Source organism: Martinezella multihospitum, assembly GCF_900094585.1.
In the GTDB taxonomy this organism is placed as follows: domain Bacteria; phylum Pseudomonadota; class Alphaproteobacteria; order Rhizobiales; family Rhizobiaceae; genus Rhizobium; species Rhizobium multihospitium.
Window position 1 is genome coordinate 177,645 of the sequence record NZ_FMAG01000010.1, and the last position, 11,833, is coordinate 189,477.

General features: G+C 58.3%; 11 protein-coding genes. 4 read left to right on the forward strand and 7 right to left on the reverse strand.

What is annotated here, in order from left to right; all coding sequences use genetic code 11:
• Nucleotides 1-20 precede the first annotated feature (20 nt).
• Nucleotides 21-461, forward strand: a complete 441-nt coding sequence (locus tag GA0061103_RS30470) for a MarR family winged helix-turn-helix transcriptional regulator (protein ID WP_092718350.1) — start codon at nt 21-23, stop codon at nt 459-461.
• A 15-nt stretch (nt 462-476) separates the two neighbouring features.
• On the opposite strand, the gene GA0061103_RS30475 is transcribed toward GA0061103_RS30470, so the two are convergent.
• The 4 genes from GA0061103_RS30475 to GA0061103_RS30490 are packed head-to-tail and all read right to left on the reverse strand — an operon-like array spanning nt 477 to nt 5,117.
• Nucleotides 477-1,199 (reverse strand): ABC transporter ATP-binding protein, encoded by a 723-nt coding sequence (locus tag GA0061103_RS30475; RefSeq protein WP_092718353.1) that lies wholly within the window; start codon nt 1,197-1,199, stop codon nt 477-479.
• Between the two features lie 11 nt (nt 1,200-1,210).
• On the reverse strand, nt 1,211-2,986 hold the full coding sequence (locus GA0061103_RS30480; protein ID WP_092718357.1) for a branched-chain amino acid ABC transporter ATP-binding protein/permease: 1,776 nt from the start codon (nt 2,984-2,986) through the stop codon (nt 1,211-1,213).
• A gap of 3 nt (nt 2,987-2,989) precedes the next feature.
• On the reverse strand, nt 2,990-3,913 hold the full coding sequence (locus tag GA0061103_RS30485) for a branched-chain amino acid ABC transporter permease (protein ID WP_092718359.1): 924 nt from the start codon (nt 3,911-3,913) through the stop codon (nt 2,990-2,992).
• Between the two features lie 46 nt (nt 3,914-3,959).
• Nucleotides 3,960-5,117, reverse strand: a complete 1,158-nt coding sequence (locus GA0061103_RS30490) for an ABC transporter substrate-binding protein (RefSeq protein WP_245304913.1) — start codon at nt 5,115-5,117, stop codon at nt 3,960-3,962.
• Between the two features lie 535 nt (nt 5,118-5,652).
• Between GA0061103_RS30490 and GA0061103_RS30495 the strand changes: the two genes are divergently transcribed.
• Nucleotides 5,653-6,480, forward strand: a complete 828-nt coding sequence (locus tag GA0061103_RS30495) for an N-acyl homoserine lactonase family protein (protein WP_092718363.1) — start codon at nt 5,653-5,655, stop codon at nt 6,478-6,480.
• 330 nt (nt 6,481-6,810) lie between these two features.
• Nucleotides 6,811-8,580: a CocE/NonD family hydrolase gene (locus GA0061103_RS30500; protein ID WP_167376673.1), complete on the forward strand. Its 1,770-nt coding sequence runs from the start codon at nt 6,811-6,813 to the stop codon at nt 8,578-8,580.
• Nucleotides 8,581-8,667: 87 nt separating this feature from the next.
• Here GA0061103_RS30500 and maiA read toward each other — a convergent pair whose 3' ends face one another.
• A complete protein-coding gene (maiA, locus tag GA0061103_RS30505) occupies nt 8,668-9,297 on the reverse strand; it encodes a maleylacetoacetate isomerase (protein WP_092718369.1) in 630 nt (209 codons plus the stop codon).
• 316 nt (nt 9,298-9,613) lie between these two features.
• Here maiA and GA0061103_RS30510 point away from each other — a divergent pair, with 316 nt between their 5' ends.
• On the forward strand, nt 9,614-10,564 hold the full coding sequence (locus GA0061103_RS30510; protein ID WP_092718371.1) for an MBL fold metallo-hydrolase: 951 nt from the start codon (nt 9,614-9,616) through the stop codon (nt 10,562-10,564).
• Nucleotides 10,565-10,615: 51 nt separating this feature from the next.
• Here the strand turns inward: GA0061103_RS30510 and GA0061103_RS30515 are convergent, their stop codons facing one another.
• Together GA0061103_RS30515 and GA0061103_RS30520 are read right to left on the reverse strand one after the other, a co-directional pair.
• The gene (locus GA0061103_RS30515; RefSeq protein ID WP_208603588.1) at nt 10,616-11,338 is read right to left on the reverse strand and encodes a sulfite exporter TauE/SafE family protein; all 723 of its coding nucleotides are present in this window, start codon (nt 11,336-11,338) and stop codon (nt 10,616-10,618) included.
• Between the two features lie 109 nt (nt 11,339-11,447).
• The coding region (locus tag GA0061103_RS30520; protein ID WP_141694486.1) for an EthD domain-containing protein at nt 11,448-11,833 on the reverse strand (386 nt) is incomplete at its 5' end.

Below are 11,833 nucleotides of genomic sequence, written 5' to 3' on the forward strand. Positions count from 1 at the left end.
CAATTTTGTAACTATCAACAATGGCCAAACTCAAACTCGAGAATTTCCTCCCCTATCGCCTGAACCGGATTTCGGCCGCCGTTTCGGCGGAATTCAGGACCGTCTATGGTCCCCATCACGACCTTACAATTCCCGAATGGCGCGTTCTCGCCACGCTCGGCCAGTTCGAAGAAATGGGAGCCAAAGCAATCGGCACCCATTCGAAAATGCACAAGACCAAAGTCAGCCGAGCTGTACGAGCGCTCGAAGTGCGGCGCTGGCTTGTCCGCCGTGAATCCGAGGAGGACCGGCGAGAAGAAATTTTATCGCTCACGACAGCTGGCCGAAATGCCTATGACGATATCGTCCCCCGCGCCATCACATTCGAGCAACGTATTCTTGCTGCAGTCGGTGCCGACGCGAGTGATGTTCTTCTTCTCCTGACGCGCCTGGAAGACGCTTTGCATGAAGCGCCCGAATGACCTTTTGGTGGTCGGTCAGGCGGCATTGTGCGTGACACCGAGATAAGCGGCGCGTACCTTCGGATCGTGCAAGAGCTGCTGTCCCGTGCCCGACATGGTGACCCGTCCGGTCTCCAAAACATAAGCGCGATCGGCGATTGCTAGCGCGAGATTGGCCATCTGCTCGACAAGTAGAATCGTGATGCCGGCCTTGCGCAAGGACACGATGATCTCGAAGATTTCCTGGATGATCTTCGGCGCAAGCCCGAGCGACGGCTCGTCGAGCAACAGCAGCTTCGGCTTGCTCATCAGCGCACGGGCGATCGCCAGCATCTGCTGTTCCCCGCCGGAAAGCGTCTCGGACAACTGATCCTTCCGCTCGCGAAGCCGCGGGAACAATCTGAACTGTTGCTCGATCTCCGCCTCCAACTCGGCTTTCGACAGGTTACGAAAATAGGCACCAAGGGTCAGATTGTCGTAGACTGTTTGATCCGAGAAGACCTGTCGGCCTTCGGGAGACAGGGCCAACCCGCGCGCGACACGCGCATGCGGCGGCACGTGGGTAATGTCGCTGCCGTCGAAATGAATTTCGCCGGTGTCGGCCCGCATCAGGCCCGCGATACCTTTGAGCAGCGTGCTCTTGCCGGCGCCGTTGCCGCCGACGATAGCGACGACTTCGCTCTGATCGACCTTGATGGAAACACCGCGAACGGCGGTGATCGGTCCATAGGCAAGATTGACGTTCCTGAGTTCCAACATCGCTATTTCTCCTATGCTGCTTCCACGGCTGCACCGAGATAGGCTTCCATGACGCGCGGGTTCGACTGCACTTTGTCTGGGCTACCTTCGGCGATCTTCTGGCCGTAATCGAGAACGACGACGTGGTCGGAAATGGTCATGACGAGATCCATGTGGTGCTCGATTAGCAGGATCGTCACACCCTCTTCTCGGATGCGCACCAGCAACTGGCCGAGCTCGGCAGTCTCTTGCGGATTGAGGCCAGCCGCCGGTTCATCGAGAAGAAGAAGCTGTGGCTCTGATGCCAGGGCTCGGGCGAGTTCGACCCGACGTTGCAGCCCATAGGCAAGACTGCCGGCGGGCGCCTCAGCATACTGGGTAAGCCCGGTGAAGCGCAGCACGTCATCCACCTTCTTCATGGCACTTTCCTCCTCGCGCTTTGCCAGCGGCAGACCGAGGAGCGACGAAAAGAAGCCGTTCTTCATGCGGGAATGCTGGCCGAGCAGGACGTTTTGCCGAACAGACAGATCCTGGAACAGCCGCAGGTTCTGAAACGTCCGCGCAATACCGCGCCGGCAAATATCATGGACCTTGTGGCCGGTAATATCGCGATCCCGCAATTTGATGGAGCCGCGATCGACGCTGATGATGCCGGTCAACATGTTGATGAACGTGCTTTTGCCAGCCCCATTTGGCCCGATCAGCGCGTGAATATGACCGGTTGTAAGACGCACGGATATGTCCTTTGCCGGGACGACACCGCCGAAAGCCTTATGGAGGGAATCGATCGTCATCAGCGCGCTGCCGGGCACGTCCGCTTGAGTGGTGGGCAGGCAAATTTTTTGGTTCAAGGTCGCGGGCGTTTCACTGGCTGCCACGCTCTTGCCGGAACGCTTTGCCAGTTTGGCAATCACGCCCGCAAGCCCCTTCGGCATGGCGAACAGTGCGAAGAGCAGCAGCGCGCCATTGACGAAATGCTCAGCCCATGTCCAGCGGGCCAACACAGCGCCGATGATCACAAGGCTGACGGATCCGAGAAGTGGACCAGAGAGCGAGCCACTACCGCCGAACAGGACCAGAAGCAGAATGAAGATGGACAGATTGAAGTTGATGAAATCCGAGTTGATGTACTGGTTCTGCTGCGCGACGAGAGCACCTGCCAGACCGCAGGTGACGGCGGCGATAACGAAGGCGAGAACCTTGTAGCGATAGACCGGTACGCCGACCGCGCCGGCCGCTATCTCGTCTGCCTGGAGCGACAGGAAGGCGCGCCCGAAGCGCCCCTTCAGCAGGTTGCGCAAGAGGATGTGGGTGACGAGGCAAAGTGCAAGCCCGAACCAGACCCATTGGAGCATGGTGAAGGGAACGCCGTTAAAAGTCAGCGGCTGGATGGCATAGATGCCCATCGCCCCGCCGAAAATATCGGATCCTTCCGCCACGAGCTTCTCGATAACGATGCCAAAGGCGAGCGTCACCATGGCAAGGCTCGGGCCGCGGACACGTAAGGAGGGCACAGCGATCAGCACGCCGAAGATGGCGGAGACAAAACAGGCGATCAACAACGACGTCCAGGGGCCGAAGCCGTAAAGCGTCGTCAGCAACGCAACCGTATAGGCGCCAGCGGCAAACAGGCCGGCTTGGCCGAGGGATTTCTGTCCGGCAAAACCGAGAAGCACGTTCATGCCTGCGGCACAGAGGAAATAGATGCAGATCATGAACAGGGTGCGCAGGTAGAACTCGTTCTGAATCAACGAGGCAGCGCAAGCGAGGATGACCGCGAGGCCGATGGCTCCAATCAGATGGCGCATGAACTAAACCTTGTCGATTGCGGCGTGACCGAACAGTCCTTGCGGACGCAACGCCAGAACGAGAATGATGAGGCTGAAAACGACGATCTCCTTCCACTGCGCTTGCCAAAGGCCGACAGCGGATTCCAGAACGCCAAGCATAAAGCCCCCATAGATGCAGCCGCGCGGGTTGGTCAGGCCGCCGATGATCGCGCCGGAAAACGCCTTCAGCGCAAAGGCCAGCCCCATGAATAGCGATGCAGATGCGATCGGAGCGATGAGAACGCCGGCAAGCCCGGCAAGGCCACTTGAGAGAGCAAAGGCGCCGATCATCATGGCGCTGACATTGATGCCCATGAGGCTTGCCGTCTGCGGATTGTGCGCAACCGCCATCATCGCCTTGCCGATCTTCGAGCGGCGCATGACGAGATCAAAGGCGACCATGATCACGACGGCGGAGACGAGAACCAGAATCTCCTGAGGACGTACGCCAGCGCCAGCGATTCGAATGACCTGATCTCCGAATGGCGACGGCACCATGACTGGGGCCGGCCCCCAAATGGTAAGGCCGATGCTCTGCAAGATGACGCCGAAGCCGATCGTGCTCATCACCCAGTTCATCCCGCGCTTGCCGGCGAAAGGCCGAACCGCAAGAAGGAAGATGAGGACACCCATCAGCCCGGCGACGACCGTCGCGATAATCGCGGCTGCCGGGTATCGCCAGCCTGCCGCCGCCTCACCGGGGACGGCCGTCAGCCCCCCGGCGAGACCCGACAGTATCAGGAGTGAAGCCACACCGATGAAGGCGCCAAAGGAGATGAATTCCCCCTGGGCGAAGTTCATGGTTTTCGTCGTCGTAAAAGTAATGCTGAAGCTCAGCGAAATGAGGGCGTAAACGCCTCCGATCGCCAGGCCACTGACGAGAGTTTGTATGTATGTTGCCAGCATGACTGCTCCAAACGTGGTCTAACTTGAAAGGCGCGATTGCTTGCGCTTATTCCTGAAAGTCCGAAGGTTTCAGAGCATCGACGGTCGCGTCGGTATAGGTGACTAATTTGCCGTCCTTCCAATGGGTCCATCGATAGTCCGATGCCGTCAGCGCTTCGTGCTGATCGACCGTGAAGGGCTTTTCGTATGTCTTCATAATGCCCTTGACCGGGGTCTGAAGGTCGTCGAGCGCCGCATGGAGCTTCGCGCCGTCTGTGCCGTTTGCCTGCTTGATGGCGGCAGCAAGGATCATTGTCGCATCATAGCAATGTGCTGCGAAGCTGAAGGCGCTCTTCGACTTCAGATTCGGCCCGAGGCGATCGAAGAGCTTTTGCTGGTCCGGCGTCCGATCTTCGGTGATCGTGCGCATGAAGATCGGCCGCTCCGCAAGCGTCTTGCCGGCCGTGTCGAAGAAGCTGGCGTTGTCGGCGGCCCATGAGGTCAGCGTAACTGGCGCGTAGTCGATCTTTTCCATGCTGCGCAGAAGCTGGGCGATCGGCGTACCTTGTGCCCAGACGAGAACGGTATCGACACCGGCAGCCTTCATCTTGTTGAGCTGCGAGGTCATATCGGTGTCGTTGACGCCGAATTTTTCCGTCGCCACCGGCTTGAGTCCTTTGGCAGCCGCCAGCGTTTCGAGATCCTTCAGCCCGCCCTGACCATAGCCAGTCGTCTCTACCAGAAAGCCTACTGCCTTCGTTCCCGGGCGGTTCTTGGCATAGGCCACCATGCCGGCGATCTGAGCCCGGTCAACCATCGACACACGGTACATGTAATTGTCGACACCCGGCATCGCCTTGGTGATGTCCGTCGCAGAGCCGACGCACCCGAGAGACGGGTTCTTCCGCTGGTTGGGGATATGCTTCCAGGCAAGCGCATTGCCGGAGTTCGTCGGGCCGAAAACTGCGGCGACCTTTTCGCTGTCGATGAGGTCGCTCATGTTCTGGATTGATTTTGGCGGCTGGGACAGGTCGTCTCGTACGACGAGGGAAAGCTTCTGTCCGAGCACCCCGCCGGCGGCATTGAGGTCCTCGATTGCGGCCTGGATACCCAGAACACCTGCCTGTCCGCTTTGGGCCGACGGCGATGCCGAAAGATCGCCGTTGAAGCCGAGCTTGATTTCCTGTGCTGATGCCGCCGTCGCCAGCGCCAGCGCGCTAGTCAAGATTGCGGATCTAAAAAGCTTTTTGTTCACTGCCATAGTCCTCCTCCACTTCAGAAAACGGTGTTTTCATTCGGGTCTTGTGGCCCGGAACGTGAAGGAGTTCGCGATTTTCCGGTGCGTGATCATCGCCACAACCGGTCGAGACTTCTGCTCGAGCCGCTGCTCTCTCCTCCACTAACCCTTGCTCCTCCAAGCCTGCCTCGTCGCTATCGCTTCGTTAGCGAGTTAGGGAAAAAGCAATACCTCATGACGAATTGATTAGCAATAGACAAACAAATGCATGCTTCCGAAACAAGTGTCCCCCTGAGGCGTGACAAACCGAGACGCGGCTAAAATGCTGTTTTCGCGCGATTATTCGTCATGAGAATTTTGAGTTCGCTGTTCACAAGCTCCAAATTCTTGGAACTATCTTCCGACTAAACGGGCGCCCAGAGACAATATTTGCGGTTCAAGAAAAATTGTTGAGGAACGAAGCGATTTGCATATAGCGTCATGGACGTGAGGAAAATTCGCTGAGCTTCAGGAGGAGGAGCAAATGAGGCAGCCGTCCAATCGCCGTATGAAATTATGGATTCTGCGCCTGGGAGCCACCCAGGGAGATGTAGGTTGGTTCCTGCGGGGAAGAAATTCGTCGACGGTGTCAAACCCTACACCGGACCATGACCGCCGGCGCATGATGATGTTCGCAATGCTGATCGATCATCCTGATAACGGGCTGGTTCTCTACGATTGCGGCTCCGTGCCCGATCCGTCCACAGCCTGGGGGCCGGACTTTGCGGATGGATTCCCATGGATCGAATACGCCGACGAGCATCGCCTCGATCGGGCAATTGCGCTGACGGGTAACAGCATCGACGACGTCAAAGCAATCGTTCTGAGCCATCTTCATCTCGACCATGCCGGCGGTCTTCATTATTTCGAGGGTAGAAAAATCCCGATCTACGTCCATGAGGACGAGTTGCGCCAAGCGTTTTATGCCGTGGCAACGAAAGAGGACTACGGGAACTATCTCCCGGACTACCTGTCCTTCGAACACAACTGGCAGCCTTTGACGGGGTCGACTGTCGAGATCTTCCGGGGGATGACCCTTCATCTGCTGCCCGGCCATGCGAACGGCCTAATGGGTTTGATGCTTGACTTGCCGAACACGGGACCCGTTTTTTTCACATCCGACCAATGCGTGTTCAGAGAAAATCTCGAAGACTTCGAACCACCGGGCTGGGGGCTGCGCAACCAGGATGCCTGGTATGCCTCGAACCGGCGCATTCGCCGCATTGTCGATCTTGCTGGAGCGCGCGTCTTCTACGGTCACGACGAATTCAATCTGACAACGTTCGAGTGTGCCCCACATCACTACGACTGAAAAGATGCACGGAATTGAGCGCACCTAAAATTCGTTAAATGCGAATGTGTTGACGACTGGCGAATATAAAATTACCACATGATCGCCAATGAGCGTGAAGGATGCCCGCCTTTTTCAGAGCGTCTATTCCTATGGCTTGCAAAATTCGCTCAGAAGAAACGGCGTTCGCATCGATCGCGGCCGCAGCGACCTTCAGGCTCAAATCCAAAGTCATATACGCATTAGGAGGAACCCGAAATGACAATGGCAGCCGGTAACATGGGACTGGTTCGTCGAATGGCGACCATATCACGAATTGCAGCAGCTTTTTTTCTGGCGGGATGCGCGCCTTTGGCCGTTTTGCCGGCCGCGGCGCAGGAGGAGAAAGGTCCTTCTGCGGCGTCTCCGTGGCCCGGGGGAACCTGGACGCCCGGCGAGGCCGGCTATGGCGTCAAACTGGAAAAGCAATCATCCGTTCGCATGAGCGATGGAACCGTGCTGCGCGTCGACATTGCCTATCCCACTGACTTGGCGACGGGCGGAAGGGCAAAGGGTCCCTTCCCCGTGTTGCTGACACAGACACCCTATCTCAATACCGAGCCGACCGCAGGCGACTATTTCGTCCGGCGGGGCTATATTTTCGTGACAGCCTACATTCGGGGTACGACCACATCTGGCGGCGAATTCGGATTCTTCGACGACCGTGAAGCGAAAGACGGTGCCGAGCTCGTCAGATGGGCCGCTGAACAGCTCGAGAATTCCAATGGCGTTGTCGGTCTGAATGGGGGGTCCTATGCCGGAATCAACCAGTTCCTGACGGTGGCAGAGCTCGGTCCGAGCTCGCCGGTCAAGGCTATGGCCCCTTATTGCATGGGTGCAGAACTCTACAGGGAGCCCTATTTTGCCGGTGGCATCCCGTCACAGACGTTGAATTTCCAGCGCGTCATCGGCAATGCCATGGGCGGCAAGACCGCGCAGACAGGCGTCGCTTTCCTGGATGACGTCACCGCTGGCGGGCCTCGTGCCTATGACGGCACATACTGGCGGTTAAGGACAGTCGGAAACCTAGCGCAGAAGGTCGCCGATACCGAGGTTCCGATTCTTCTGTGGAGCAACGAGGGCGACATCTACGCGCAGAGCTCGCTTGAACTTTACACTTATCTGCAGAATGCAGGCCAGAAGCGGCCCGTATTTGGTCAGATGGCCAGGGACCAGGCTGCTTCCGGGCGATACCAGATCGTTATGGGGCAAGGCGGCCACTGCGAAAACAGCGACGAACGCATCACGCTCGAATGGTACGATACTTGGCTGAAGGGCGCCAAAACGGGAATGGCGGATACCCGCGCACCGATCCATGTCCACGAGATGATCTCCAACCGATGGTTCAATACCGGCACCTATCCACCGGTGGCGACCTATACGCGCTACTACCTCTCAGCCGGCAGGACGCTGTCAAAGGAGCCTCCAGGCAACGAGAGCCGCGACGGCATTGTCTGGGCACAACCCGGAGCTGGCAGCGTTCTGCAATTCGATTCGGAAAGCTTCCCCGACGGCGCCACACTGGCAGGCCCGATCAGCGCCTCGGTCTACGCCTCCTCGAACACCAAGAATCTCGAATTGATCGCAACCGTTCAGGTTGTCGATCGCGACGGCATGGCGACGAAAATCTCGTCGGGAACGCTGTTGGGCAGCCTTGCGGAGAACGATCCGGATCGCTCGTGGAGTGATGCGAACGGGATACCGGTGCGACCCTATGGAAAATATGATGCCGAGAAGCCGGTCGTTCCAGGCGCGGTCGACAAATATGACTTTGCCGTCTCGGCAAGGTTTTCGTCTATACCGCCAGGCAGCAAGCTGCGGCTCGTCCTGACCACCCAGACGCCGGCCGACAAATGCGGGCCAGCGCTTGGTCTTGACCCTTGCTTCCCCACGGCCCCTCAGGCGGCATCCCTGGCCGGGAACACGACGACGCTGCACTATGGACCGCAGACCGCGTCTTCGCTGAACCTTCCCCTTGCGCCCGCCAAATGCTGGGTTTCCGGCGATAATCCGGGCATTCCCTTCTGGAAGAACGATCCCGAAGTCGCCGGAGACGGCCCTTGCCAGGTTCGGCCGCAATAGGCTCTGGCGAGCACCATCAGCACGGCAGCTTTCCGGCATCGAATACTTGAAACGATGCCGGGAGCGGCTGCAACCGCTCGTCGTCGCTTAGGATCTGAAATGGTCGGGGTGTGCGGCGGCAACTTCGGGAAGCTGCTCCAACTCGCCGGAGATGCGAGCAAGCCGCGGCCAAACCGCAATGTCCACCCCCCATCTGCTGGCGTTGTAGACCTGAGGAACGAGGCAAATGTCGGCGATCGAAAGATCGTCGCCATGGCAGAAGCGCCCGGTAGCGCGATCGTCGAGCATTGCCTCGAACGCAGTCAGGCCCTTCTCGATGAAGTGTTTCATCCAGGCCTGCGTTGTAATCTGTCCTGTAGATGCTTCGACGGCGTGCTTTGCCACCGAGACATTGCAGATCGGATGAATGTCCATCGAAATAGCGTAGGCGAGCGCCCGCACCCGGGCGCGGGCGCCCGCGTCGCCGGGCAGCAGACGAGCCGCCCCGCTATCGTGCAGATATTCGAGGATCGCCACCGACTGGGTGAAGGTCTTGCCGTCGAGTTGCAGGGCAGGGACGAAGCCCTGCGGGTTTAGGGCGAGATAATCCTCGGATCGCTGCTCGCCCTCCAGCAGGTTCACGCTCTTCGTTTCGAACGGAATTCCAGCCAGTTTCAACCCGATGCGAACGCGATAAGACGAAGAGGATCGCCAGTAGTCATACAAAAGAGCGGACATTCATACCTCCCATTGATTGCTTCGATTCCGAGACCTTGACCTCTCCCCGGAAATGCCGATATGTTTGTTATAGGCGAATTCGTTTGTCAAATACGATTTCCCCGATGCGGCGGGAGGGCGATCATCGAAGCTTTGGGCGGCGCGAGTTGGGAGCTCAAGCCCTGTCTGCTGCGATGGTCTCTCTTTCGTTCAACAGCCTCCTCGATTGCCGCAATCGACATCGAGCAGGTGAATTTTGGTTTGCGCGGACCCGCGCGCATGCCGGTCTTGGGCCGGGATTTTAGCCGGCACGGAATGCAAGTCAGGAGAAACACCAATGGAAAAGAAATTCGCGTCGCAGGGCGATCTCACCGAAAAGAAGGTTACTTTCAGTGAGATCGGGAGGGATCTTTACGCCTTTACCGCAGAAGGAGATCCGAATTCGGGAGTGATCATTGGCGACGACAGTGTCATGGTCATCGAGGCGCAGGCCACGCCGCGCCTGGCCAGGAAGGTCGTCGAATGCATTCGCTCAGTAACCGATAAGCCGATCAAGCATGTCGTGCTGACCCATTACCATGCTGTCCGCGTTCTCGGCGCATCGGCATTCGGCGACACAGAGATAATCATGTCGGACATTGCCCGCGCGCAGGTCGAGGAACGCGGCCAGGAGGACTGGGATTCTGAATTCGGTCGCTTCCCCCGTCTCTTTGAAGGCCACGAGGAAATTCCTGGCCTGACTTGGCCGACGACCACTTATTCCGGCAAGATGACCGTCTATCTCGGAAAGCGTAAAGTCGAGATCATGCATCTCGGTCGCTCGCACACAGCTGGCGATTCGGTTATCTGGGTGCCGGATGAAGAAGTGATGTTTACCGGCGATATCGTCGAATATCATTCCGCCTGCTATTGCGGCGATGCGCATTTCACCGATTGGCCGCAGACCCTTAAGGAGATCGCCAAGTATAATCCCAAGTCAATCGTGCCGGGTCGTGGCGACGCGCTCGTCGGCCACGACATGGTTGCCAAGGCCATCGCCAGCACCACCGACTTTCTCGAGAGCACCTACAAGCCGATCGCGATGGTGGCAGCGCGCGGCGGAAGCCTCAAGGAAGCCTGGGATGCTTGCCGCGCGGCCTGCGACGAAAAGTTCGCGAAATATGCAATCTACGAGCATTGCCTCCCATTCAACGTCGCCCGCGCCTATGACGAGGCACGCGGCATCGACACCCCTCGCGTATGGACCGCGGAGCGCGACAAGGCGATGTGGGCATCATTGCAGCAGTAGGATGGCGCTGCTATCGGTCACGTCGCATGGCGTGACCGATAGTGCGACGCTTTAGAGGCGCCCGAGCAGGCCCTGGATAATGAGCGTGATACTCACGCCGATCAGGATGATCGTGATGACGAAATTGAACCGGACGACGTCCACGCGCCGAACCAGATGAACCCCCAACCAGCTGGAGCCGATCGCGATCGGCGCAAAAGCGAGGGCGGACAACAGGTGCTGCGGACTAAGCTGCCCAAGCATCGCGAAAGCCGGGACCTTCATCAGATTCAATAGGGCGAAGAAAATGACACTGGTGCCGATATAGGCATCGCGGCTGAGTTTCTGCGGCATGACATAGAGCTGGAACGGCGGCGTTCCGGCATGGGCGATCATGCTGGTGAATCCCGCTCCTACCCCACTCAGAACACCGAGGGCCGCGGCCGGCGGTCTGGGCTGACCCTGCATATTGCGCAGCGAGATGACCAACTGTCGGGTCGCGAAGACCAGGGAGATGACGCCGAGAGAAATTTCCACAATCCATTCGGGAACCGTCGACGCCAGTTCATACGCGAGCCAGACGCCGATCGCCGCACCCGGAACCATGATTGATACGATGCGACGGTCCCATTCCCGCTTGTACATCCAGACGGCCACTGCATCTTGGATGATGAGGATGGGAAAGATAAAACCGGCCGCGTTGACCGGTCCGACGACAAGCGCCAGCATCGGTGTGCTGATCATCCCGATCCCGGCGAAGCCGCCTTTCGACAAGCCGAGAATGATGACGGCCACTCCTGCGACCGCGTAAAAGAGCCAGTCCAAGGCAAAAATCCTTTGATTGCCATCCACGGAAGCATCCCGCCGGCGCACCGGCGGGATGTTGCAGCCGATCTTGGGAGGATCAGGCTTTGGGCTCTGGAATGATCTCGGTGACGTCGACCATGTAGGTGGAAATTTCGCCCAGGAACTCCTTGGCATGGCTCATGGCGGTGACGCCACGCGGCGATCGGAATGCTGCTTCGGTCGCCTCTGCGCTTTCGAACCAAAGTTCGACCACACCATCGATATGGACGTCCGAGCCCGATGCACCCGGGTTCAGGCGATCGCTTTGACGATCGATCACGAGGTTCTGCCGATAGCCGAGAAGGCCGGGCAGCCGCTTGACGAGAAGCGGATGCATATTCAACCACTCATCCTGGAACTGCTGCATGCTGGTATCGCTGCGCTTGCGGATCAGCGACATACGCTTTGCAAATTTTCCGGATCGGGGCGGCTCGACAACGACAT

Excerpts from the sequence above, each read along its gene's own strand:
- GA0061103_RS30470 (WP_092718350.1), top strand. The coding sequence starts at position 21 with ATGGCCAAACTCAAACTCGAGAATTTCCTCCCCTATCGCCTGAACCGG.
- GA0061103_RS30475 (WP_092718353.1), bottom strand. The coding sequence starts at position 1,199 with ATGTTGGAACTCAGGAACGTCAATCTTGCCTATGGACCGATCACCGCC.
- GA0061103_RS30480 (WP_092718357.1), bottom strand. The coding sequence starts at position 2,986 with ATGCGCCATCTGATTGGAGCCATCGGCCTCGCGGTCATCCTCGCTTGC.
- GA0061103_RS30485 (WP_092718359.1), bottom strand. The coding sequence starts at position 3,913 with ATGCTGGCAACATACATACAAACTCTCGTCAGTGGCCTGGCGATCGGA.
- GA0061103_RS30495 (WP_092718363.1), top strand. The coding sequence starts at position 5,653 with ATGAGGCAGCCGTCCAATCGCCGTATGAAATTATGGATTCTGCGCCTG.
- maiA (WP_092718369.1), bottom strand. The coding sequence starts at position 9,297 with ATGTCCGCTCTTTTGTATGACTACTGGCGATCCTCTTCGTCTTATCGC.
- GA0061103_RS30510 (WP_092718371.1), top strand. The coding sequence starts at position 9,614 with ATGGAAAAGAAATTCGCGTCGCAGGGCGATCTCACCGAAAAGAAGGTT.